The 23,970-nt window shown below is 43.4% G+C and carries 21 protein-coding genes; 20 read left to right on the forward strand and 1 reads right to left on the reverse strand.

Annotated features, from left to right (window positions below; translation table 11 throughout):
* The first annotated feature begins 2 nt into the window (after positions 1–2).
* From JMF81_RS04830 to JMF81_RS04885, 12 genes are all read left to right on the forward strand, one after another.
* On the forward strand, positions 3–1,937 hold the full coding sequence (locus JMF81_RS04830; RefSeq protein WP_201310322.1) for a PTS beta-glucoside transporter subunit IIBCA: 1,935 nt from the start codon (positions 3–5) through the stop codon (positions 1,935–1,937).
* A gap of 144 nt (positions 1,938–2,081) precedes the next feature.
* On the forward strand, positions 2,082–3,098 hold the full coding sequence (locus JMF81_RS04835) for a LacI family DNA-binding transcriptional regulator (protein ID WP_201310323.1): 1,017 nt from the start codon (positions 2,082–2,084) through the stop codon (positions 3,096–3,098).
* Positions 3,095–4,309, forward strand: a complete 1,215-nt coding sequence (locus JMF81_RS04840; protein WP_243282540.1) for a metallophosphoesterase family protein — start codon at positions 3,095–3,097, stop codon at positions 4,307–4,309. The genes JMF81_RS04835 and JMF81_RS04840 overlap by 4 nt, the downstream gene beginning before the upstream one ends.
* Positions 4,306–5,640, forward strand: a complete 1,335-nt coding sequence (locus JMF81_RS04845; RefSeq protein ID WP_201310324.1) for an ATP-binding protein — start codon at positions 4,306–4,308, stop codon at positions 5,638–5,640. The genes JMF81_RS04840 and JMF81_RS04845 overlap by 4 nt, the downstream gene beginning before the upstream one ends.
* Positions 5,641–5,683: 43 nt before the next feature.
* Complete coding sequence (locus JMF81_RS04850) at positions 5,684–6,226, forward strand: putative ABC transporter permease (RefSeq protein WP_201310325.1); 543 nt, start codon at positions 5,684–5,686, stop codon at positions 6,224–6,226.
* 166 nt (positions 6,227–6,392) lie between these two features.
* A complete protein-coding gene (locus tag JMF81_RS04855; protein WP_201310326.1) occupies positions 6,393–8,306 on the forward strand; it encodes a sucrose-specific PTS transporter subunit IIBC in 1,914 nt (637 codons plus the stop codon).
* 31 nt (positions 8,307–8,337) lie between these two features.
* Positions 8,338–9,804, forward strand: coding sequence for a glycoside hydrolase family 32 protein (locus tag JMF81_RS04860; RefSeq protein WP_201310327.1), 1,467 nt, complete (start codon positions 8,338–8,340; stop codon positions 9,802–9,804).
* A complete protein-coding gene (locus JMF81_RS04865; protein ID WP_201310328.1) occupies positions 9,794–10,765 on the forward strand; it encodes a carbohydrate kinase family protein in 972 nt (323 codons plus the stop codon). Before JMF81_RS04860 ends, JMF81_RS04865 begins: the two co-directional genes overlap by 11 nt.
* Before the next feature lie 155 nt (positions 10,766–10,920).
* Entirely contained in the window at positions 10,921–11,637 is a 717-nt protein-coding gene (locus JMF81_RS04870) for a tRNA threonylcarbamoyladenosine dehydratase (protein ID WP_201310393.1), read from the forward strand.
* Between the two features lie 166 nt (positions 11,638–11,803).
* On the forward strand, positions 11,804–13,339 hold the full coding sequence (locus JMF81_RS04875) for an ABC transporter permease/substrate-binding protein (protein ID WP_201310329.1): 1,536 nt from the start codon (positions 11,804–11,806) through the stop codon (positions 13,337–13,339).
* Positions 13,340–13,351: 12 nt separating this feature from the next.
* Positions 13,352–14,107: an ATP-binding cassette domain-containing protein gene (locus JMF81_RS04880; protein ID WP_201310330.1), complete on the forward strand. Its 756-nt coding sequence runs from the start codon at positions 13,352–13,354 to the stop codon at positions 14,105–14,107.
* Positions 14,107–14,964 (forward strand): nitroreductase family protein, encoded by an 858-nt coding sequence (locus JMF81_RS04885; protein ID WP_201310331.1) that lies wholly within the window; start codon positions 14,107–14,109, stop codon positions 14,962–14,964. The genes JMF81_RS04880 and JMF81_RS04885 overlap by 1 nt, the downstream gene beginning before the upstream one ends.
* Here the strand turns inward: JMF81_RS04885 and JMF81_RS04890 are convergent.
* Positions 14,957–15,961 (reverse strand): YeiH family protein, encoded by a 1,005-nt coding sequence (locus JMF81_RS04890; RefSeq protein WP_201310332.1) that lies wholly within the window; start codon positions 15,959–15,961, stop codon positions 14,957–14,959. The genes JMF81_RS04885 and JMF81_RS04890 overlap by 8 nt on opposite strands.
* Positions 15,962–16,084: 123 nt before the next feature.
* Here JMF81_RS04890 and JMF81_RS04895 point away from each other — a divergent pair, with 123 nt between their 5' ends.
* From JMF81_RS04895 to JMF81_RS04930, 8 genes are all read left to right on the forward strand, one after another.
* Positions 16,085–17,029 (forward strand): LysR family transcriptional regulator, encoded by a 945-nt coding sequence (locus JMF81_RS04895; protein WP_201310333.1) that lies wholly within the window; start codon positions 16,085–16,087, stop codon positions 17,027–17,029.
* The gene (locus tag JMF81_RS04900; protein WP_201310334.1) at positions 16,977–17,510 is read left to right on the forward strand and encodes an alpha/beta hydrolase; all 534 of its coding nucleotides are present in this window, start codon (positions 16,977–16,979) and stop codon (positions 17,508–17,510) included. The genes JMF81_RS04895 and JMF81_RS04900 overlap by 53 nt, the downstream gene beginning before the upstream one ends.
* Positions 17,511–17,624: 114 nt before the next feature.
* Positions 17,625–18,308, forward strand: coding sequence for a deoxyribose-phosphate aldolase (gene deoC, locus JMF81_RS04905; protein WP_201310335.1), 684 nt, complete (start codon positions 17,625–17,627; stop codon positions 18,306–18,308).
* Between the two features lies 1 nt (position 18,309).
* On the forward strand, positions 18,310–19,590 hold the full coding sequence (locus JMF81_RS04910) for a M18 family aminopeptidase (RefSeq protein ID WP_201310336.1): 1,281 nt from the start codon (positions 18,310–18,312) through the stop codon (positions 19,588–19,590).
* Positions 19,590–20,258 (forward strand): YoaK family protein, encoded by a 669-nt coding sequence (locus tag JMF81_RS04915; RefSeq protein ID WP_201310337.1) that lies wholly within the window; start codon positions 19,590–19,592, stop codon positions 20,256–20,258. The genes JMF81_RS04910 and JMF81_RS04915 overlap by 1 nt, the downstream gene beginning before the upstream one ends.
* 142 nt (positions 20,259–20,400) lie before the next feature.
* Positions 20,401–21,279: a MurR/RpiR family transcriptional regulator gene (locus tag JMF81_RS04920; protein WP_201310338.1), complete on the forward strand. Its 879-nt coding sequence runs from the start codon at positions 20,401–20,403 to the stop codon at positions 21,277–21,279.
* Positions 21,280–21,509: 230 nt separating this feature from the next.
* Positions 21,510–22,292 carry an ABC transporter ATP-binding protein gene (locus JMF81_RS04925; protein ID WP_201310339.1) on the forward strand — a complete coding sequence of 261 codons (783 nt, stop codon included), beginning with the start codon at positions 21,510–21,512 and terminating at the stop codon, positions 22,290–22,292.
* Positions 22,293–22,322: 30 nt separating this feature from the next.
* Positions 22,323–23,951: an ABC transporter permease subunit gene (locus tag JMF81_RS04930; protein WP_201310340.1), complete on the forward strand. Its 1,629-nt coding sequence runs from the start codon at positions 22,323–22,325 to the stop codon at positions 23,949–23,951.
* Positions 23,952–23,970 lie beyond the last annotated feature (19 nt).

Here is a 23,970-nt window from a genome sequence, read left to right on the forward strand (position 1 = left end):
GAATGAGTCAGGAAAAGAATGAACGTTATGAGAAAATATCCCAGGACTTGATCCGGCTGGTCGGAGGCAAAGATAATATCCAGGGAACGGCTCACTGTGCAACAAGACTGAGAATCGTATTAAAAGATCTGGATGTTGTAGATATGAAAGGCATAGAGAATGTGGATCTGGTAAAAGGAGTTTTCGTTGCGGGAGATCAGCTCCAGATTATTTTTGGGGCAGGACTGGTCAATGCCGTTTACGAAGTATTTGCCGATGATGTTCAGATGAAAAACATGAGTCTGAGTGATTTGAAAACAGAAGCCAATGAAAAGATGAATCCGCTTCAAAGGGTGTTAAAGGCACTTTCTGATGTATTTATCGACATCATGCCGGGAATCCTGGCGGCGGCTCTGCTGACAGGTATTTCCGGAGTCCTGGGGAACATGGAAATCGTACAGCAAAATGCAACATTATATGGATTAAACCGTATCATCAATATTTCATCTGGGGCAATTTTCGGATTCCTGCCGCTGGCGGTTGCTTACAGCGCGTGCAAGCGATTCGGCGGACGTCCGATTCTGGGAATTGTAATAGGATGCATCATGCTGTCAAACAGTCTGGCAGACGCTTATGCGGCGGCTCAGGGAACCGTGGATGTGGAAGTTCTTCATATTTTCGGATTTCCGGTGGAATTAGTCGGATTTCAGGGTGGAATTATCGTTGCGCTGCTGATCGGCGTTGTAACGGCAAAACTGGATATTTTCTTTGAACGCAAAGTTCCGGAAGTTATCCGGCTGCTGGTATCTCCGCTGCTTACAACTCTGGTCAGCGCACTGCTTCTGTTCTTTATTGTAGGCCCGATCGGGCGCGGGCTTGCGTCAGGCATTACCACAGGGCTCGTATGGATGACCCAGTCTTTCGGACTGATCGGATATGCGATTTTCTCTGGTGTGCAGCAGCTGATCGTTATCACAGGACTTCATCATGTATTTGGAGCGATTGAAGCACAGCTTCTTGCGGATACCGGACGCAACTTCCTGAATCCTTTAATGTCAGTGGCAATCATCGCCCAGGGCGGAGCTGTTCTAGGATATCTGGCAAGACATTATAAAGAAATGAAAACAAAAGAACTTTGTATTCCAAGTTTTATTTCTGTACTGTTTGGAATCACGGAACCGGCGCTGTTTGGTGTAAATATCAGATATCGTTATCCGCTGGCCGGCGGCTGTATCGGAGGCGCGATCGGGGGAGCAGTCGTCTATCTGACAAACCTGGCGGCTCTTGGATTTGGAACAACTGTTGTTCCGGGAATCGCTCTTGCGGATCCTGCCCATGGAGGATATGTTAATTATATTATTGCTCATGTAACTGCTCTTGCGGCCGGGTTTATCGTTACCTTTATTCTGGGAATTACCGATAAAACAGGAAATGGTGATGAACAAACGGCAGAGATAGAAGCAGACGAAGAAGTCAGTGCAGATTCTAAAGAAAATCATGATACGGATAAGGAAGAAATCCTGTATTCTCCGGCCAGGGGAGAAGTTCTTCCAATCGACCAGGCGGCGGATCCGGCATTTGCGTCAAAAGCAATGGGAGACGGTGTGGCGGTTAATCCGGAAAATGGAGAAATCACAGCACCGGCCGATGGGAAAATCAGTTTGGTATTTCCAACGAAACATGCCGTTGGCATTACTTTGGATTCCGGAGTAGAACTTCTGATTCATGCAGGCATTGATACTGTAAAAATGGAAGGAAAAGGATTCAGGGAATTTGTAAAAGCAGGAGAACGTGTGAAAAAAGGAGATAAGCTGATCACATTTGATAAAGAACTGGTGGAAAAGAATGGATTCAGCCCTCAGATTATGTTCCTGGTGGCAGACGCAAAAGGAAAGACCGTTACCGTAACTCCGGCACCGAAAGCTGACAATACAACCGAGGTAATCCGGGTAAAATAATTTCATAAATGAATATTGTCTCTTAAGCCCTGGTCGGGTATAATAAGAGAGTCAGGCGCAGGCTGCTTCAGATCAATGAAACAGCCTGTGTTTGTGAAAAGACAGGGAATCCTGTTTTAAGAAGAAAAAAGAAGGTGATGGTTCATGACAAAGAAGATGACAATGGCAGATATCGCGGAGTTGTCAGGTGTTGGGAAGAGTACGGTATCTCGTTTTTTCAACGGAGGCTATGTGAAGCAGGAAACGAGAGAAAAGATTCAGAAAATAATAGAAGAATATAACTATAAGCCAAATGCTTTTGCCAGACTGAAGGCGAAGCAGAGCAGGCTGATCGGAGTTATTGTCCCAACACTGAACTCAAAGATTACCGGACGCGTTGTCACCAGCATTGACCGTTACCTTAGAGAGAAGAATTATACAACGCTGATTCAGAGTTCAGATCATGATATCGACCAGGAACTGGAAAACATTCAGCGCCTGATTCAGATGAATGTAGATGGGATTCTGATCAGTTCCATCGCCATTACAAAAGACCACCGGGAATTATTTGCCGAGACCCAGATCCCAATTGTGGTGCTGGCTCAGGAATATGAGGAAGGAATTTCAATCATTGATGATGATTACAGTGCCGGCAGATACATAGGCGCCTATATCGGGAAGACCGGGCATCAAAAAGTAGGATATATCGGAGTTTATGAGACAGACGTGGCAGTAGGAATCCGGAGAAAACAAGGTGTGATCGATGGATTGAAAGAGTATGGGATCACAGATCTGATCATCGGAAAAAGTGATTACAGTTTTATCGGGGGACAGACTGTAGCCCGGGAGATTCTGGAGAAGGCCCCGGATGTCGATGCGATGATATGCGCTACAGACCGTCTGGCTTTTGGAGCCTATAAGATCCTGCAGAAAGCAGGGAAGAAGATACCGGAAGATGTCTCGGTTGTTGGTTTTGGCGGGTATGATGAGAGCACCCTGCTGACGCCGGAACTTACCACGCTGAAATTTGATTCTTACGGTATGGGATATTTTGGGGCAGAGACGATTCTGAAGATGATTCAGAAAAAACGGGTTTCCAAAAAACAGGTGGTTGACTATAAGTTTATCAAAGGCGGAAGCGTAAAAAACTATCGGTGCGCTGAAAGCCCGGATTTGTTATGATCAAAACTCCCTTTTATGCAGATAACGGCAGAAAGCTGTGTCTGGATGAAGGGGAGTTTTTTTATTGCGGAAAGATTTCAGGCAATCCTGCCGGAATGTCTTTGGAAAAAAGACAGGGGTATGATATGATGATGACAGATCATAAAATCAGAGAGGAGAGAAATCAGATGAAGCTGATCCACATTGCAGATGTACACTGGGGCGCACGTCCGGAGAGAGAGAAGCCCTGGGGGAAAGAGCGCGCAAAAGAAATCAAGGAAACCTTTCGCAGGGTTCTTGAGCGTGCAAAAGAACAGAAAACAGATCTTCTGCTGATTTCGGGTGATTTTTTTGAACGGCAGCCGTCACTTACAGATCTTCGGGAGGCAGACTATCTTCTAAAGCAGCTGGATCATACAAAAACAGTCTGGATTGCGGGAAATCATGATTATTTGAAAAAAGGAACCGGTCTGGAAGCCTATGAATGGGAATCAGATACGTTTCTTTTGAAGGGACCGGAACTGGAGAAAATAAGCTTTCCTGAGCTTAATACGACAGTTTATGGTTTCAGCTACTGGCAGGATCAGATCGAAGACCCTCTTTATGACTCGCTGCGGCCGGAAGAGGAGGGAGATGAAATCAGGATCCTTCTGGCTCACGGGGGAGACGAAAAGCATATACCAATTCACAGAGAACGTCTGAAATGGTCCGGATTTGATTATATTGCTCTGGGACATATCCATAAACCGGAAGTGATTTTTGAGGACCTGATGGCGTATGCAGGATCTCTGGAACCTTTGGATCATACGGAGACAGGACGTCATGGCTTTATGGAAGGAGAAATCAGTGAAGAACGGCAGATCATTACATTTCACCCGTTTTCCAGGAGGGAATATGTCCGGACGGAAGTCTATGTAACAGAAGAAATGAGCGGAGAAGAAATTCTGGACCGGATTGACACAGAAATTTCCTACCGGGGAAGTGAAAATATCCACGAAATTATCCTGCAGGGAACGATGGATCCGCAGATTGAACTGGATATAGAAAGAATTCAGGAAAGATACCGGATTTCCGGGATTACGGATCAGACAAAGAGCATATGGGAGAGACGGGATCTTTCCAGGGAAGATAATCTCCTGATGCGGAGGGTGGCAGAATTATTGGAAGATGAACCGAAAGCGCTGGCGTATGCCATGGAAGCACTGGAATTATCAGAGGAGAGAGAAGTATGAAGATAAAAGAAATCGGGATTGACGGCTTTGGAAAATTTCATGATTATCATACGGAATTATCCGAGGGAATTCAGGTTATTTATGGAAACAATGAGACGGGAAAGACAACACTGCGCCAGTTTATGTTCCATATGCTGTTTGGGCTGGAAAAGAGCAGAGGGACAGCCGCCAGAAAAGATGACTATACCAGATATATGCCGGTGGAAGGAGGCAGATATGGCGGATATCTGCTGGTTGAAAAAGAAGGACAGAGATATCGGATCCAGAGGACATTTGAGACCGGGAATCGGCAGTTTCGCCTGTTTCTGGAAGATACCATGGAGGAAATTCCGCTTCCGAAACAAAGTCTGCAGGGAGTGTTGTTTGAAAATTCTGCGGAATCATTCCAAAATACAGCCTCTTTAACTCAGGCCGATATTCGCACAGGAAAAGAAATGCAGAAAATTCTGCAGAATTCTATGGCAAATTTGAGAAACAGTCAGGATGCACGGCTGGATATCCGCAAGGCGGTTAATATATTGAAAGGAAAGCGGCGCAATGCCAGGAAAAATCCTGCTTTTTACCGAAGTGAGCAGCTTCGCCAGCGTCTGGGAGAAGCGTCATTCCAGGAGAACGAATTAAAAAAGTATGAAACGCAGGAAGAAGAGCTGTACCGGCAGCTGAATCAGAAGCCAAGGCTGTCTTTGCTGCAGAGAATTTTGCAGTGGATTCGGAGACTGTTTGGTGTTGACCAGGAAGAAATCAGAAAGAATGAAATCTGTCACAAACTGGAAGTGGTCCGTTTGGAAAAGGAACATCTGCTGGAGCAGAAACAGGAAATCGAAGATTTGAAAAAAGAATATCAGTCTGCTTTGACGCAGAAAAAAGAAGCGGAACAGGAAGTGCGATGGATCGACCGCGCCATCTGGGGCATTGAAACGGCCGCGGCGGATATTCAGAAAACTTTTGGTGAAGAATTAAATGAAAAGATATCGGATATTTTCTGCCAGATGACCGGTGCAAGATATGACAAAGCTGTAATGGATCAGTCCATGGAAATGATGGTAAGACAGGACGGAAGATACATTGACATGAAATATCTGAGCAATGGGGCCGTGGAACAGCTCTATTTTGCTCTGCGTCTTGCGGCAGGAGAGCTGCTGTATGGAGAAGATGAATTTCCGCTGTTTTTGGATGATGTGTTCGGTAATTATGATGATGAGAGATTGAAGAATACGTTAGCTTATCTGTCCCAGAACTGTGAGAGGCAGATTCTGATCTTCACCGGACGAAGAGAAATTCTCAATATTCTGGAGAAATTGAAGATTGACTTTCATGTGATCGTATTGTAAAAATAGGAAGAACGGTTGTAAAACAAAAGAGGAGAAGGAAAGTATGAAAAAGAATAAACTGCTTCAGGCATCCAGATGGTTTCTTTATTTTATGATGTATTCAGTGATCGGATGGCTGTATGAGGTATTCCTTGAGGTTGTTGTATACCGGTGGGGATTTTCCAACAGAGGGGTTTTGTTTGGCCCGTACTGCATTATTTATGGAGTAGGAGCCCTGCTGCTTTTGCTGACTCTGGGAGGAGTGCAGAAAAAGAAATTATACCTGGGGAGGCTGTATGTAACTCCGGTTTTTGTATTTTTAGGAATTATGGCAGTGACAACGATAACGGAACTGATCGGAAGCTATATTATGGAAGCAGTGACCGGCGGATGGATGTGGGATTATGAGAGATTTGCTTTTAATTTTCAGGGGCGGATTGCGTTAAACCCAAGTATCCGGTTTGGAATCGGAGGCATGATTTTTTTATATCTTCTGCAGCCGGTATTTGAAAAAATAACAGGCCATATGAATCGCCGGATGACGTATGCAGCAGCCGGACTTTTGCTGATCCTGCTGATCCTTGATTCTATCATAACCATGAGATAAAAAATAAAGGAAAAATATCAAAGGGCGTCTGCCAGTGCAGATGTCCTTAAAAAAAACGAGAAATATGGAACCGATACCACAAAAAGTATTGACAAAAATACAATACAGCCATATAATACAAATATGGAACCGATACCACAACTAAATCAAGAAAAGGAGAGAAGATATGGATTACGCAAAGATTGCCAGTCAGGTTATCGAAAATGTCGGCGGAAAAGATAATATCAAATCCGTTCAGCATTGTGCAACACGTTTGAGACTGCAGCTTAAGAACAACGACTTAAGAGACGAAGATGCAGTCAGTGACATTGAAGGAGTAAAAGGAGTGTTCCTCACTCAGTCACAGTTTCAGATCATTTTTGGATCAGGACTTGTAAATCTGGTCTGCGATGAAGTGCAGAAGCAGCTGGGAGGCGATGTCGGACCAGCGGCAGATGAGGAGCCGGAAGAGGAAAAAGGGAATATCATACAGAGACTTGTCAAGGTATTAAGTGATATCTTCGTGCCGATCATCCCGGCGATCGTAGCCGGCGGTCTGCTGATGGGTATCAATAATATCCTGACTTCCGCATTGATTGATGGAAAATCTATTATTGAATTATATCCGCAGTGGAAAGGATTGGCTACAGCGATCAATACATTTTCAAATGCGCCGTTTACATTCCTTCCAGTATTGATTGGATTCAGCGCGACAAAGAAATTTGGAGGAAATCCATATCTTGGAGCAGCAATGGGAATGATCATGGTTCACCCGGATCTGTTAAGTGCTTACAGCATCGGTATTGCCGATCCGCCAATCTGGAATATTTTCGGATTCCATATTGAAGCCATCGGATATCAGGGAACTGTCCTTCCGGTATTAGCTGTCGCATTTATCCTTGCAACGATTGAAAAGAAATTGCATAAGGTAACACCGACATGGCTGGATAACTTAACTACGCCGTTGTTATCTATCATGGTAACTTCTTTCCTGACATTCATCATTGTCGGACCAGTTTTAAGAGAAGCAGGTAACCTTCTTGCAGCAGGCATCACATGGCTTTATAACACGCTTGGATTTATCGGAGGCGGACTGTTTGGTCTTGCTTACGCACCAATCTGTCTGACCGGTATGCATCATAGTTTTATCGCGATTGAAACTCAGCTGATCGCAGACGCAGCACATACAGGCGGAAGTTTTATCTTTACGACAGCAAGTATGAACAACGTGGCACAGGGAGCAGCCGTTATCGCAGTTCTGTTCTTAACAAAGAATGAAAAGATGAAATCTATCTGTTCTGCATCTGGTGTTTCCGCGCTTTTAGGAATCACAGAGCCGGCAATGTTTGGTGTAACACTGAAATTAAAATACCCATTCTATGCAGCGATCATCGGATCCGGAGTAGGAAGTGCCTACTGTGCCGCAACAAAAGTACTGGCACAGGCAATGGGAGCTGCCGGAATTCCTGGAATTATTTCCATGAAGCCGCAGGATTATCCGAACTTCCTGATCGGACTTGTCTTATCCATGGCAGTATCTGCACTGATGACAGTGATTTTCTGGAAGAAATTTAACCTTGGAGCAGAAGAACAGACAAACAAGAAAAAAGAAACAAAAACAGAAGAAGTACAGGAAGTAAAAACAGTGACAGGACCGGAAGATCTTTATTCTCCAATGAAGGGAGAAGTCCTTCCAATCGAGAAATCAAACGATGCGGCATTTGCATCGAAAGCAATGGGAGATGGTGTGGCAATCAATCCGGAAGAAGGAGTGATCTATGCTCCTGCAGATGGAAAGATCAGCCTGGTGTTCCCAACAAAGCATGCCATTGGCATTACACTGAACTCAGGAGCAGAGCTTCTGATCCATGCAGGAATTGATACCGTTAAGATGGACGGAGAAGGTTTCGAATTATATGTAAATACAGGTGATGAAGTAAAGAAAGGTGATAAGCTGTTGTCTTTCAATATGGATCTGGTAAAAGAGAAAGGGTATCAGACCCAGACTATGTTCCTGGTAGCGGACGCGAAAGGAAAAGAACTGGAAGTATCACCGGCTGACAAAGCGGATAACAGTACGAAGATCATGACATTAAAATAATAATGAAGTAATTCCAGAAAGGGAAAAAAGGATGTTTGAGAAATATAAAAAAGTTCTGAAAAAAGATTATGATGCATGGTATCAGGAAAACAAAGCATACAGAGATAAAGTCGCAAAAGATCCGAGAAGACTTAAATTTCATCTGATGCCGGAGACAGGATGGCTGAATGACCCAAATGGTTTATGCCAGTTTCACGGAACCTATCATATTTACTATCAGTATACACCTTTTGAACCGACGGGAGAATTGAAAATGTGGGCTCACTGCACCACAAAAGATTTTATCCATTATCGAGATTATGGTCCGGTATTGTTTCCGGACCAGGATTTCGATGCCCATGGGGTGTATTCCGGATCTGCGTTCGTTGACAATGATAAGATCTATTATTACTATACCGGAAATGTAAAATATTTTGACCGGGATGATTACGACTATATTAACTCAGGACGGGGAAGCAATACGGTTATGTTCACCAGCGAGGACGGATATCATTTTTCTGAAAAAGAACTTCTGATGACAACGGATGACTATCCGGAAGATATCAGCAATCATGTCAGAGATCCTAAGATTTTAAAACATGACGGAAAATATTATATGGTTCTCGGAGCAAGGGATAAAAAGAGCGTTGGAATGATTCTTCTGTATCAGTCAGAAGATCTGAGGCACTGGAAATATTTTGACCGCATTACAACGGAAGAACCTTTTGGGTATATGTGGGAATGTCCGGATGTATTTGAAATTGATGGACAGCTTATTCTGACCTGCTGCCCGCAGGGCATAAAACCTCAGGGATTTGATTATCACAATCCGCACCAGACAGCGGCAATGAAACTGAGTTATGATTTTGACACAAAAGAATCCAGGATTGAAGAGATTAAACTGATGGATCGAGGGTTTGATTTCTATGCACCGCAGACTTTTGAAGATGAGCGGGGAAGAAGAATCCTGATCGGATGGATGGGAATCCCGGATGCGGAGTATACGAATCCGACAACGGAAGATGGATGGCAGCATGCTTTGACAATACCTCGTCAGATTTCATTGCGGGATGGAAAATTTATTCAGGAGCCGATTGAAGAGTTAAGAAAACTTCGCTGCGGCGGAACGAAAATGGCAGAATTTGACGGAAATGAGAAAAAGATTTGTGATGATGTTGTTTACGAGGCAGTTGTCGAGTATAATAAATGTAAAAATATGAAGATGACTTTAAGGGAAGGAATTACGCTTTCCTATGAAGATGAAGTTCTTACACTGGACCTGGGAGCATATGGATCTGGCAGGACGACAAGAAAGGTTCGACTGGAATCTTTGGAACAGCTGCAGATTTTTGCAGATACCTCCTCTCTGGAGATTTTTGTGAACCATGGAGAAGAAGTGTTTACAACCAGGATTTACAGCCTGAAAGGCGAGATTTCCATCGAAGGGCAGTGTGAAGGTATGCTGACCATCTATCCATTAAAGTCTTTTCTGATCGAAGGAGGATGCAATGAAGAATAAGTTATGTGGAATCGGAGAGGCATTGATTGATTTTATTCCGGATGTAAAAGGGGAGAGACTGAAGGATGTCCCATCTTTTACCCGGGTGGCAGGCGGAGCGCCGGCGAATGTGATCGGAGCTGTAACGAAGCTGGGAATTCCGTCTAAGATGCTTACCAAATTAGGGGATGATCCGTTTGGTGATTATATTATCGATGTTTTAAATGACGCGGGAATCGATACATCAAACATCGAGAGAGATCAGGAAGGAGAGACAGCGCTTGCGTTCGTATCCCTGGCAGCGGATGGAAACCGTGATTTTAAATTTTACCGGAAGAACAGCGCGGATCTGAGATACAGTGTGGATGACATTCCGGAAAATATTCTGGATGACTGTGGAATGATTCATTTCTGCAGCGTGGATCTTGTAGAATCCCCGATGAAAGAAGCCCATAAGAAACTGATCGACATGGCAATTGAGCAGGGAGTTAAGGTATCTTTTGACCCGAATCTCCGTTTCTCTTTATGGGATGATCTGGATGCTTTGAAAAAGACAGTGAATGATTTCATCCCATATGCGGATATTATCAAGATTTCCGATGAGGAACTGGAATTTATTACCGGAAAGACTGATATCAAAGACGCAGTTCCGGATCTTTTGTCAGGAAGAGCAAAATATGTGATTTATACCAAAGGAGCAGACGGCGCAGAGATTTATACCAAAGACGGAGTGGTAGAAGCACCGGGATATTCCATTGATGTACGGGATACAACCGGCGCAGGAGATTCCTTTATCGGAGCCTTTCTGTTCTGTATCCTCAGGGATGAAATAGATGATCTTGACAGTGTGAGCAAAGACAAATTATATGAATATCTTGATTTTGCCAATGCTTATGCAGCCAATACCAGCACCAAAGAAGGAGCTTTGGCAGCCATGGCTACGATGGATGAAATCCAGGAGTGGATCAAAAACAGAAAATAGAGAATCGCAGGAGCGAGAATGCAATCTGCCGCGGAATTTTTGGATTCCGCGGCAGATTTTCTTTTTTTTGAAAATATTTCAGCCGATTGTGGAAATGAAAAGAAGCCGTTATAATGAAACATGCAAATCAAAGACAGAAAGGAATTATTATGGAAATAAAGGAACAATTTATGAGAACAGGACTGCTCCTTGGAGAAGAAGGAATCCGAAAATTAAATAAGGCAGCGGTTGCGGTGTTTGGAATTGGAGGAGTTGGAGGATTTACAGTGGAAGCACTGGCAAGAAGCGGGATTGGGCATTTGGTGCTGGTAGATGCGGATGAGGTATCGGAATCTAACATCAACCGGCAGATTATAGCGACTCATCAGACAGTCGGAAGACCAAAAGTAGAAGTAATGAAAGAGAGAATCGCGCAGATTAATCCGGAGACCGTGGTGGAAACATACCAGACTTTTTTCCTGCCGGAAAACGCGGATCAGTTTGATTTTGCCTCTTATGATTATGTTGTAGATGCCATTGATACTGTTACCGGAAAGATCGAACTTGTGCTTCAGGGACAGAAGGCGGGAACGCCCGTAATCAGCAGCATGGGAGCAGGAAACAAGCTGGATCCGACCATGTTTCAGGTAGCGGATATTTATGATACGTCAGTCTGCCCTCTGGCGAAAGTGATGCGAAAAGAACTGAAAAAGAGAAATGTTCCGGCGCTGAAAGTCGTATATTCCAAAGAAAAGGCAATGGAGCCAGCGGTCAGGATTTCAGAAGATGGAAAACGTCAGATTCCGGGAAGCACCGCCTTTGTACCATCGGTGGCAGGACTGATCATTGCGGGAGAGGTCATCAAAGATCTTTCCGGAATCTCTGAAAAATAAATCAATTCCCAAAGCTGCGAATGGCTGAAAATACGCAAGAGTCACGAAAAGGTAACTATCCCTATAAAAAAGTGCCTGCTTGAAGAATGTCTGGAAAAAACTATGATTATACATAAAGAAAGGGACAAACAATTAAAATAAGTCTTATGTTTGGGAAGGAGACGAAATGGATATTTGGAACCTGATTTATGAAAGAAAAAGTTTTTTCATTGATTTATGTCTGGAACATCTTATGATTTCTGCGATTGCCATTGTAATTGCGATCGCAGCGGGAGGATTGATCGGAATCCTTTTAAGTGAGTATCCGAGATTTTCCAGACCGGTGATCGGAGTCGTGAATTTTCTTTACACGATTCCATCGATTTCCATGCTGGGATTTTTGATTCCATTGTCAGGCATCGGAAACATTACAGCTGTTCTGGCGCTTACCATCTATGCCCTGCTTCCGATGGTGAGAAACACATATACCGGCATAACCAACGTGGATCCTGCCATGACAGAAGCGGCAAAAGGAATGGGAAGCACCCGGCTGCAGATTCTGACGAAGATTAAGATTCCTCTGGCAGCGCCGGTCATTATGTCTGGAATCCGCAGTATGGTGACTATGACCCTGGCGCTGGCCGGCATCGCGTCATTTATCGGAGCAGGCGGCCTGGGCGTGGCAATTTACAGGGGAATTACAACGAACAATACGGCTATGACGGTAGCAGGAAGTATCCTGATCGCTCTGATCGCGCTTCTGGCCGATTTCCTTCTTGGATTCATAGAAAAATCCATGCAGAAAAAGCACAGACGGCATAGAAGCAGAAGGACAAAGTATGCGGCCGCAGCTGCCGTTTTAGCGGTAATCCTGGCAGTCTCTTCCGGAATATATTACGGAAGACAGAAAACAGATACGATCCGGATTGCAGCCAAGCCGATGACGGAGCAGTATATCCTGGGGGAAATGCTGAAAATCATGATTGAGGAAGACACAGATCTTAAGGTGGAAATGACCCAGGGAGTTGGCGGAGGCACATCCAATATCTGGCCTGCCATGAAGAGCGGAGAGTTTGATGTGTATCCTGAATATACAGGAACTGCCTGGAATATGGTGTTAAAAAGAAATGATCTGTATACAGAAGACAAATTCGCAGAACTTGAAAAGGCCTATGACTCCTATGATATGGAGTGGGATGGAATGTACGGTTTTTCCAACAGTTATGCTCTTGCAGTCCGGAAAGAAGTGGCAGAGAAGTATGGACTGAAAAAGATTTCGGATCTGCAGTCTGTGTCCGGACAGCTGAAATTTGGGGCAGAATATGATTTCTATGAGAGAGAAGACGGCTATGATCCTCTGTGCGAAACTTACGGGCTTGAGTTTGCCAGCACTTCAGATCTTGACATCGGGCTTAAATATCAGGCTGTCAATTCCGGTGAAATTGATGTGATGCCGATTTTTACAACAGACGGACAGTACAGTGTCTCAGATATTGTTGTGCTGGAAGATGACAGGCAATTCTATCCGTCCTATGAATGTGGAAATATCGTAAGGGAAGAAGTGCTTGATGAACATCCGGAACTCCGGAATGTTTTTGAAAAATGTGAGGATATTCTGGATGAGAAAGAAATGGCAAAGCTGAATTATATGGTTGAGGAAGATCAGAAAGAGCCGGAAGATGTGGCGAGAGAATTTCTGAAGGAAAAAGGTTTGATTTCGTAGGAGGAAGAGACGATGGCAGCAGTAATTGAATGGAAAGAGATTGAGAAGAAATATAATGGGAAAAAGATCATGGAGCATTTTTCTTTAAAAGTGGAAGAAGGAGAATTTCTTACGATTATAGGGTCTTCCGGCTGCGGAAAGACAACGATGCTGAAAATGGTCAATGGGCTGATCCGGCCGGATGCAGGAAATGTTATGATAAAAGGAAAAGATATAGCAGATACAGATCTGATTGAACTTCGCAGGAGCATTGGGTACTCCATTCAGGGGAATGTTCTGTTTCCTCACATGACAGTAGAAGAAAATATTTCCTATGTGCCGAATTTGTGGAACCGCAGGGATAAAGAAAAGACAAGGAAGGCGGTTTCAAGATGGATGAAAATCGTAGGTTTAAGTGATGATATGAGGGATCGTTTTCCATCGGAGCTGTCAGGCGGGCAGCAGCAGAGAGTCGGGATCGCCAGAGCGCTGGCGGCGTCTCCGGAAATCCTTTTGATGGATGAGCCTTTTGGAGCCGTAGACGAGATTACCAGAGGACAGCTGCAGAAAGAAATCAAGCAGATCCATCAGAGAACCGGAGTTACCATCCTGTTTGTGACGCATGATATTGCAGAAGCTCTTTATCTTGGAACCAGGGTGCTGGTCCTGGATCATGGAGAGATACAGCAGTACGCGTCTCCGGAAGAAATCCGGCAGCATCCTGCCAATGGATTTGTGGAGAAACTTCTGAACAACCGCGCAGACCAATATGGGGAGATGGTAATATAATGGAAAATTTAGCGAATCTGACGATAAACCGGGACCAGTGCATTGGATGCGGAAAGTGCATCAGGACATGTCCGTCCGGCATTTTCTATCTGGATGAGCAGAAGAAAGCGGCCCATATAGAAATAAAAGAATTTGGGTGGGACGGATGCTGGAAATGCCAGCACTGTCTGGCAGTCTGCCCTGAGGGTGCCATATCTGTGCTTGGAAAGCGGCCGGAAAACAGCCTTCTTCCTCCAGACAAAAACAAAAGCGGACCGGTGATAGATAGACTGATCGCAAACCGCCGTTCTCACCGGCGGTTTGTGAAGAAAAATGTAGACCCTTCCCTGATCCGGCATATACTTGAGGTACTGCAGAATGCACCTAACGGAGGCAATAAGAGTCAGGTAGAATATACACTGATTGATGATATAGAGCAGATGGATATATTCCGGAAACTTGTGTATCAAAGGATGGATCAGCTGGCAGAGCAGGGAATTTATGCGGAAAGTTTTGATGAAACATCTTACAGGCAGTTAAAAGAAGCGGAAAAGACAGTCAGACCAGATATGCTGTTTTGTTCTGCGCCCCATCTTTTAATTCCGCATGCGCCGGCCGGAAGAGGATGCTGGCAGCAGGATACAGATATCGCCTGTGCATATTTCGAGCTGCTGTGCAGTGCCCATGGACTTGGAGCGGTTATAATGAGTTATCCGGTTGAAGTGCTGAAACTTATGCCGGATCTCCGGGAAATGCTGGAAATTCCGGAAAACCATTATTTTGGAATGATGGCAGGGTTTGGCTTTCCGGAAATTTCATATGCAAGAGGAGTACAAAAAGAAGATGAATTGAAAGTACACCGTCTTTGTTTTACATAATACCAAGAGCCATCTGCAGCAAAAGACTGACCGCTGCGATGGATACCCAGCAGACAAATCCCATGAAGATTGGCTTTGTGCCGGTCTTTATAAGGGAAACGATGTTTGTGTTAAGGCCGATGGCAGCCATTGCCATGACAATAAAAAACTTGCTCAGGTCCTTTAATGGACTTGTGACAGTGCCCGGAAGGGCAAAAACAGTCGTAATAACAGATGCCAGCACGAAGAATAAGATGAACATAGGAAAGGCGCGCCTGAAGCTGAATGTAGAGGCGCCGTCTTTCTTTTTGCGTGCCTGTAAAATGCCAAGAACAAGAGTGATCGGGATAATGGCCAAAGTCCTGGTAAGCTTAACGATGGTTGCGGCATCCAGAGTATTGCTTCCATGGATTCCATCCCATGCGGCCGCAGCCGCGGTAACGGAAGATGTATCATTGACTGCAGTTCCGGCAAAGAGTCCGAATCCTTCATTGGAAAGACCTAAAGCTGTACCGAGGGAAGGAAAGATCAGAGCGGCAGCGACATTAAACAGGAAGATGACAGAAATTGACTGGGCGATTTCTTCATCATCTGCCTCGATAACGGGCGCGGCAGCAGCAATGGCGGAACCGCCGCAGATGGAAGAACCGATTCCGATCAGAGTAGAAATTTTTGCATCCATATGAAGCAGCCGGTAAATGATATAAGAGACAATCAGGGAAGTTGAGATTGTCGCCAGGATGATCGGCAGTGACTGCTTTCCTTTGGAAAGAATATCGGAAAGGTTCATTCCAAAGCCCAGAAGGACGACAGCAAGCTGAAGGATTTTTTTGGATGTAAAGGTGATACCGTTATGGCAGATTCCTTTTTCTTTTACAAAAATCGTTATGATCATTCCTGCCAGGATCGCAAAGACAGGACCTCCAATGACAGGGAAAAGACTGCCGAAAAACCATGCGGGAACTGCGATGCAGAAACAGAGCAGAATTCCAGGGAAATTTTTTATGTTTGTTTTCATAAGATACCTCTTTTCTTTTTCATTTGTTTGGATCGAAGTATATTATACATTGACTGGTACATAAATAAAAATTATAATATATTATGAAACAATAAAAAAATATTATGCAAGAATCGAGGTATTATGTTAGATTACAGAATTGATACATTTCTGGAAGTCTGCAGATTTATGAATTTTACGAAGGCCGCCCGGGCTTTGAACATTACCCAGCCTGCGGTATCCCAGCATATTAAATATCTGGAAGAAATGTACCATACAACATTTTTTCAGTTTCAGGGGAAGAAAATGGCTCTGACCAGAGAGGGAAGGCTTTTTTTAAACAGTGCAAAAACATTTCGGCACGATGAACTCTATCTTCGAAAAAAACTGGAGGAAGCCAGGAAAGAACAAGCATCCCTGATCTGCGGAGCGACATTGACCATTGGGGATTTTGTTTTTCCGGAGGTCATGCGGAATTTCCTTCTCAGACATCCTGAGACAGATATGGCAATGGAGATTGGAAATACCAGTGAACTTTTAAAAAAGCTTGATGACGGAGAGATTGATTTTGCCGTGGTAGAAGGATATTTTGAGAAGGATGCCTATGAATACAGGGTCTGGTCAAAAGAAAAATTTATTCTTGCGGCTTCCCCGGTATATCAGTTCCGGCATCCGCCAGGAAAGATTCGGGATTTATTTGGAGAGAGGCTGATTGTCCGGGAACAGGGATCCGGAACAAGAGAAGTCCTAGAGAAAAATCTCCAGACACAGAATCTTTCTATTTCGAATTTTTCCAGACGGCATGAGATCAGCAGCATTCATGTAATCAAATCGCTTGCAGAAGCCGGATGCGGCATTACTTTTTTGTATCAGGCGGCAGTGCAAAAAGAACTGGAAAAGGGAAGTTTAAAAGAAATTCCGCTGGAAGATTTTCAGGTGTTTCATGATTTTAATTTTGTATGGAGAAAAGATAGTATTTTTTCAGAGGAATACGAGGAAATTTTTCATGAGTTTCAGAAATTAGGAGGACAAATGCATGAAGAAGAAAAGAATGGCATTGATTCTGCCAGGGCTGGGATATCACAGTGATAAGCCTTTGCTTTATTACGCAAAAAAACTGTTTCGTCAGAGAGGATATCAGATAGAAGAAATCACATACCAAAATCTTCCGGAATGGAATAAAGAGAATCTGGAGGCTGTGGGGGAAATTGTAACACAGCAGGCAGAAAAAGCTTTTGCGCAGATTGATACGCAGTCATATGAAGAAATCGTTTTTATCTCAAAAAGCATTGGATCAGTTGCTGCATGCAGACTGATCCAGAAGTGGAGGAAAGAGTGGAAACATATTTGCTTTACACCGGTGGAGGTCACGATCCCGCTGCTGGAATCAGGGAAAACCATTGTGTTTTCCGGAACCAGCGATCCATTTATCGACTGTTCTAAATTGAAGCAGGTGTGCAGAGAAAAAAAGATTCCTTTGTATCTGATTGATGAAGGGAATCATTCCCTGGAGACAGGAGATATTATAGGAGATATTGAAAAACTCAGACAGATTATGAAAAAGCTGTAGCGGCAGGCGGAAAAGAAAGACTTTTTTTTCTAAGATAAAAAGAGTAAAATGGTAAAAGACATCAATAAGGCAACGGAATGATGTGGAGGTTGCGCAAAAGGAGGAAAACGGAATATGGTAACAGAGGAAGAATTGGCAGGTATGATCGATCATACCAATTTAAAAGCTTTTGCTGATGATGCGGCATTTGAAAAATTGTGTCACGAGGCGATGAAATACCATTTTAAAATGGTGGCGATCAATCCGGCACAGATTAGCCGATGCAAAGAAAAATTAAAGGGTTCACCAGTTCATGTAGGAGCAGCGATCGGATTCCCGCTGGGTCAGACAACTTTAGAATGTAAAATTTTTGAGACGAAAGATGCCATTGAAAGGGGCGCTGACGAGATTGATTATGTAATCAATGTGGCAGAGCTGAAAAATCATAACTATTGTCATATCGAAAGAGAAATGGAGTCCATCGTAAGAGTCTGCAGGAAAGAAAATATTATATCAAAAGTAATTTTTGAAAATTGTTATCTTACCGATGAGGAAAAGAAAAAGACGGCTGAGATTGCGAGAAGGATAAAACCTGATTTTATCAAAACATCCACCGGATTTGGAACCGGGGGAGCAACACCGGAAGATGTTGCGCTGATGAAATCCATTGTCGGAGATGATGTGAAAGTAAAAGCGGCAGGAGGCATCCGGGATTTAAAGACAGCGCTGGCCATGATTGATGCAGGCGCCGAGAGACTGGGGACAAGCGCAGGAGTAGAAATCATCGAAGAATACAGGAAACAATACCAGGAGGCATGATATGAGTTCACAGGCAGAGAGATTGCTGAAATTTATAGAAGAAAGTCCCAGCTGTTTTCATGTTGTGGAAAATGTGAAAAAACAGCTGACTGCAGCAGGATTCGAGGAATTGAAAGAAAAAGAAGCATGGGATCTGAAAGAAGGAAAAAGTTATTTTGTAACGCGGAATGACAGCACGATTGCGGCGTTTCATATTCCAAAGAAAGATTTTTCAGGATTTCATATTGTGGCAAGCCATGGAGATTCTCCGACTTTCCGGATCAAAGACCAGCCGGAGATGGAAACAGAGAAATATTACACAAAGCTGAATGTTGAAAAATATGGAGGAATGATTCTGGATACGTGGTTTGACCGCCCATTGTCTGCGGCGGGACGTATTATAATAGAAGAAAAAGGAAAACTTAGAAGTCTCCTTTGTAATATCGACCGGGATCTGATGATCATTCCAAATCTGGCAATTCATATGTCCGGAAGGGAACGTAAAGAATTAAATCCTCAGAAAGATCTGCTGCCGCTTCTTGGAATATCCGCCGGAAAAGGAGGATTTCGCTCTCTGCTGGCCAGGGAGGCAAAGGTGAAGGAAGAGCAGATTCTTTCTTATGATATGTTTCTATATAACCGTATGTCTGGAACTGTGCTTGGAGCTCAGGAAGAACTGATCGCTTCTCCGAAGCTGGATGATCTGGAGTGTGCTTTTGCGTCTCTCCAGGCCATGCTGAGCGGAAAGTCCAAAGATTATATTACCATGTGCTGTGTTTTTGATAATGAAGAAGTGGGAAGCGCAACCAAGCAGGGAGCGGGATCTACATTTATACCGGAACTGCTGAGGAGGATCTGCAGCCTTATGGGAAAAGACGAGGAAGGATATGCCATGGCGGCAGCAGATAGTTTTCTGCTGTCTGCGGACAATGCACATGCAGTGCATCCAAACTATACGGAAAAAGCAGATCCGACCAACCGGCCGTATCTGAACAAAGGCATTGTTTTAAAATATAATGCGGCACAGAAATATACGACTGACGCATGGTCCGGAGCAGTGGTACAGTATCTGTGCCGAAAAGAAGAAATTCCGTACCAGATTTATTATAACCGGTCAGATGTACCGGGAGGATCTACTCTGGGGAATATTCTGACCGGACAGGTTTCCATGCGGTCAGCGGATATTGGAATGCCCCAGCTTTCCATGCATTCTTCCTATGAAACAGCCGGCATAAAAGATCTGGATGCCATGATCCGGCTTATGACAGCGTTTTACCGTACAGGAAAGGAAGTGGAGCTCTGATGGACGAAAAACGGCTGCAGACATCAGAAAGTCTGTTTCTGGCAGCTTTGCTCGCCATAGTAGGAGGGTTTCTGGATGCTTACAGTTATCTTTTGCGGGGCGGTGTGTTTGCCAATGCCCAGACAGGAAATATTGCTTTGCTGGGAGTCTATATACAGAGGAGAAACGGATCCATGATCATTCACTATCTGGTGCCAATTCTTGCTTTTGCGGCAGGAGTTGTCCTGGTGGAAATTATGAAAAAGACGTTTAAAACCAAAGGAAAAATTCACTGGAGACAGCGCATAGTGGTTTTGGAAGCAGTTCTTTTGGCAGCGGTAGGGCTGATTCCGTCTGGAAAGATGGATGTGATGGCTAATGTTCTCATTTCTTTTGTGTGTGCTGTACAGGTGCAGACATTTCGGAAGGTGCATGGAAATGCTTTTGCCAGTACGATGTGTACGGGAAATTTAAGAAGCGGAACAGAATCCATGTTTCAGTACAGACAGACAAAAGACCGGACATTTTTTGAAAAAGGATTGAAATATTACAGCGTCATTGCCTTTTTTATCATAGGAGCGGTGATCGGCGGGCTTATGACAGGCATAGCGGAGGAAAAATCTGTATTTTTATGCAGTATAGTACTTCTTTTGTCCGGTATGATCATGGTGCAGGAATATCGAAATTAGGCGGTTTCAGGAAAGAAATCTGCGGTTTTACTTAAATTTAACAAAAATACTTTTTTGTTATCCGAAAAACTTTTAATACGATAAAATATAAGAAATGAAAAATTTTTTCTGCTGTTTTTGTAGCAAAATTACAAGGAGTTTTATGAAAAGTGAAATAAGATTGTCAATTGAAACACGGTATGGAGATATGAGAGTTTCGGAGCAGAAAGCAGCTAATTATGTGCTGGATCATTTTGAAAAGATTCCGGATATGTCACTGAAAGAATTATCCGATCAGTGCGGCGTCAGTCAGCCTACCGTCCTTCGCATGGTCAGAGCCATTGGATTTTTGGGGTTTAAAGATTTTCGATATGCGCTGATCATGGAGCTTGCAAAGAATCAGAAAGTAAAAGGCATACAGCAGCCAATGTATGGATTTTCACTGGAAAAAGGAGACCGTCTGGAGGATGTTCCAAGGAAGATCGTTACGACCACTTCTAAGATTTTAGAAGAAAATCTGAAAAATATTTCCATGAAAACCTACAAAAAGGTGATCGATGCGATCAATCATGCCCGCATGATCGATATTTACAGTGTGGAAAATTCCAATGTGGCGGCCAGAGATCTTCTTACCAAGCTGTTATATCTGGGATTAAACTGCAGATATATGGATGATTATTATCATCAGAGAATCTGCGCCGGGAATCTTACAGAGGACGATGTCGCAATCGGGATTTCCTATTCCGGATGCTCGGAAGACACCGTGGAAGCAGTGAAAGCAGCCAAAAAGAGCAAGGCGACAACAATTGTGATCACCAATTTCAGAGATTCTGTGATCAGCAGATACGCTGATCTTCTGATCTGTACCAGTCAGGAGCAGCTGTTTTATGGAGACGCGATTTTTTCCAGAACATCTCAGCTGGCGCTGGTAGATATGATCTACATGGGACTTCTGATTTCTAATTATGACCAGTATGCGAAAAAGCTGGATGCCAGCAGCAGGCTGATCCGGGATAAAGCATATGTAGAAAAAGATTTGTAATTTTATAACAAGTTTTCTATGTAAAGACTATGTTAAGTTTTACATCCGCTTAACATGGTCTTTATTTTTTTGTGATAGTTCGAAGGAAAACGGATTGCTATAATGACACATGTTTAAACGTGACACGAGAGGCGTCCGAGAGAAAAGATACTTAGAGATGTCCAATCTATGCGGAAAACAGGGAACATAGAGAGATTGTTGATCATGAAAGAAAGAAGGAGTTTCAATTTATGTTAAAACTGGAGAATATAAAAAAATCATATGATGGAACAACCGTCTTAGACGGAATCAACCTGGATATTCAGGACGGAGAGATCGTTTCTATTTTAGGACCGTCCGGATGTGGAAAAACAACGCTGCTGAACCTGATCCTTGGAATTACAGAGGCAGACAGCGGAAAGATAATTTACAATGGAGAGGACATGACCAATATTCCAATGGAAAAAAGAGGATTTAATATCGTATTTCAGGACTACGCATTATTTCCAAACCTGAATGTGTACAAAAATATTACATATGGATTAAAGAATAAACCGGACATTTCCACAAAAGAGGAAGTGGAGGATCTGATCGATCTTCTGGGGCTGAGAGAGCATTTAACGAAAAAGATTGAACAGCTTTCCGGGGGACAGAAACAGAGGGTGGCTCTGGCAAGAACCATGGTGATGAAACCTAAAATCCTCTTACTGGATGAGCCGCTGAGTGCTTTGGACGGAGTGATCAAAGAATCCATCAAAGACAGGATCAAGACCATTGCGAAAGAATATCATCTGACAACGATCATCGTAACCCATGATCCGGAAGAAGCCCTGACCTTATCAGACCGGGTTATGATCGTAAATGAAGGAAAGATCGCGCAGTTTGGAAATCCGGATGAAATCATTCATAAACCAAGCGGAGAATTCGTAGAGAAATTTATCTTAAACCAGCTCAGGATCAAAAGAAATAATATTTTTACTTTGTTTGGAGACAAAAAAAATACAACAGAGGGAAAGGAAGTTCGTGTGTCATAAAAGAGACAGAACAGAGAACAGGACAGAAAAATGGCAAAGAGAAAGAACGTAGAAATTAAGATCATATATGGAGTTATCTTCCTTATCTTTCTTGCCTTTTTGATCGTGCCGTTTCTTCGGCTGCTAAATCAGGCATTTTTCGGAGAAGGAAGTTTTACAATCCAGTATTTTAAAGATGTAATACAGGGAGTCGGATTTTTAGATGCGTTGAAAAACAGCCTTATGGTATCCATATGGAGTGCGCTGATCACAACGATTCTGGCGTTTCTGCTGGCATATACCATTTACTATACAAACGTGCCGGGACCATGGAAAAAGATTATCCATGGCGTAGCATCTCTTCCAATGCTGCTTCCGACGATCACATATGGATTTGCGATTATTTATTCTTTTGGAAAACAGGGGCTTTTGACCAGACTGTTTGGCATTGATGTCTATATGTATGGATTCCCGGGTCTGACGTTAGGATATGTGATTTATACCATTCCAACAGCATTTATGCTGATCTACAATACAATGGGATACATGGACAAAAAGTTCAGTGTGGTATCCAAACTGATGGGAGACCATGCGGCGGCAAGTTTTCATATCGCAGTGCTGCGGCCGCTTCTGGGCACTCTGGCGACTGCGTTTATCCAGTCATTTTTCCTTAGTTTTACAGATTTCGGTATTCCGGATTCTGTAGGAGGAAAAGTAGATACGATCGCGGGAATCCTTTATGAAGAGATGCTGGGAAGCATTCCGGATTTCAACCGCGGCGCTGTCATTGCCCTGGTGATGCTGCTTCCATCCATTATCAGCATTGTTGTTTTGAAATGGCTGGAGCGCTACAACATCCGCTATAACAAGATATCTGCGGTAGAACTTGAAAAAAACTATGTCCGGGATGGAATTTTTATGGTAATCAGCGGCTGCATCATGCTTGGTATTTTATCTATTTTTGCGGTAATCTTTGTGGTTCCGTTTGTAGAAGAGTGGCCGTACCGGCTTGGATTTACCCTGGATCATTTTACATCGGTTCTGCAGGATCCGAATCTTCTAAGTGTATTTACCAATTCCCTGTTTGTGGCATTTTGTGTAGCGGTTGTTGGTGTTCTTATGAGTTACGGCGCAGCACTGATCACGGCAAGGAGTACATTAAATGAAAAATTGAAAAGTGTGATCGAAGCCATTGCACTGGTCATCAATACAATACCAGGTATGGTATTAGGTATCGCGTTTCTGCTGACGTTCTCCGGAACCAGCCTGCAGGGAACCTTCCTTATTCTGATTGTCTGTGATGTGGTCCACTATTTTTCAACACCGTATCTTATGGTAAAAAATTCACTTTCCAAGATGAATGCTTCATGGGAAACCACAGCGATGCTCATGGGAGATTCCTGGATCAAAACGATCATCCGGGTTGTTACTCCAAATGCTTTCAGTACACTTCTGGAAGTATTCAGCTACTACTTTGTTAATGCCATGGTAACGATCAGTGCGGTTATTTTCATTGCAGGAGCTTATACAATGGTCATTACGACAAAGATTAAAGAACTGCAGTATTACAACAGATTTAACGAAGTGTTTGTTTTATCTCTTTTCATTCTGGTAGTAAATATCATAGCAAAATATTTATTCCAGTGGCTGGCAAAACGAACATCTCGTGATTCTAAATAAAAACGAAGCTCAATTACCT

Origin of the sequence: Anaerostipes butyraticus (genome assembly GCF_016586355.1) — a bacterium.
GTDB lineage: Bacteria > Bacillota > Clostridia > Lachnospirales > Lachnospiraceae > Anaerostipes > Anaerostipes butyraticus.

Coding starts and splice junctions, on each gene's coding strand:
- JMF81_RS04830 (WP_201310322.1), top strand. CDS start 3: ATGAGTCAGGAAAAGAATGAACGTTATGAGAAAATATCCCAGGACTTG.
- JMF81_RS04835 (WP_201310323.1), top strand. CDS start 2,082: ATGACAAAGAAGATGACAATGGCAGATATCGCGGAGTTGTCAGGTGTT.
- JMF81_RS04840 (WP_243282540.1), top strand. CDS start 3,095: ATGATCAAAACTCCCTTTTATGCAGATAACGGCAGAAAGCTGTGTCTG.
- JMF81_RS04845 (WP_201310324.1), top strand. CDS start 4,306: ATGAAGATAAAAGAAATCGGGATTGACGGCTTTGGAAAATTTCATGAT.
- JMF81_RS04850 (WP_201310325.1), top strand. CDS start 5,684: ATGAAAAAGAATAAACTGCTTCAGGCATCCAGATGGTTTCTTTATTTT.
- JMF81_RS04855 (WP_201310326.1), top strand. CDS start 6,393: ATGGATTACGCAAAGATTGCCAGTCAGGTTATCGAAAATGTCGGCGGA.
- JMF81_RS04860 (WP_201310327.1), top strand. CDS start 8,338: ATGTTTGAGAAATATAAAAAAGTTCTGAAAAAAGATTATGATGCATGG.
- JMF81_RS04865 (WP_201310328.1), top strand. CDS start 9,794: ATGAAGAATAAGTTATGTGGAATCGGAGAGGCATTGATTGATTTTATT.
- JMF81_RS04875 (WP_201310329.1), top strand. CDS start 11,804: ATGGATATTTGGAACCTGATTTATGAAAGAAAAAGTTTTTTCATTGAT.
- JMF81_RS04880 (WP_201310330.1), top strand. CDS start 13,352: ATGGCAGCAGTAATTGAATGGAAAGAGATTGAGAAGAAATATAATGGG.
- JMF81_RS04885 (WP_201310331.1), top strand. CDS start 14,107: ATGGAAAATTTAGCGAATCTGACGATAAACCGGGACCAGTGCATTGGA.
- JMF81_RS04890 (WP_201310332.1), bottom strand. CDS start 15,961: ATGAAAACAAACATAAAAAATTTCCCTGGAATTCTGCTCTGTTTCTGC.
- JMF81_RS04895 (WP_201310333.1), top strand. CDS start 16,085: ATGTTAGATTACAGAATTGATACATTTCTGGAAGTCTGCAGATTTATG.
- JMF81_RS04900 (WP_201310334.1), top strand. CDS start 16,977: ATGAAGAAGAAAAGAATGGCATTGATTCTGCCAGGGCTGGGATATCAC.
- deoC (WP_201310335.1), top strand. CDS start 17,625: ATGGTAACAGAGGAAGAATTGGCAGGTATGATCGATCATACCAATTTA.
- JMF81_RS04910 (WP_201310336.1), top strand. CDS start 18,310: ATGAGTTCACAGGCAGAGAGATTGCTGAAATTTATAGAAGAAAGTCCC.
- JMF81_RS04915 (WP_201310337.1), top strand. CDS start 19,590: ATGGACGAAAAACGGCTGCAGACATCAGAAAGTCTGTTTCTGGCAGCT.
- JMF81_RS04920 (WP_201310338.1), top strand. CDS start 20,401: ATGAAAAGTGAAATAAGATTGTCAATTGAAACACGGTATGGAGATATG.
- JMF81_RS04925 (WP_201310339.1), top strand. CDS start 21,510: ATGTTAAAACTGGAGAATATAAAAAAATCATATGATGGAACAACCGTC.
- JMF81_RS04930 (WP_201310340.1), top strand. CDS start 22,323: ATGGCAAAGAGAAAGAACGTAGAAATTAAGATCATATATGGAGTTATC.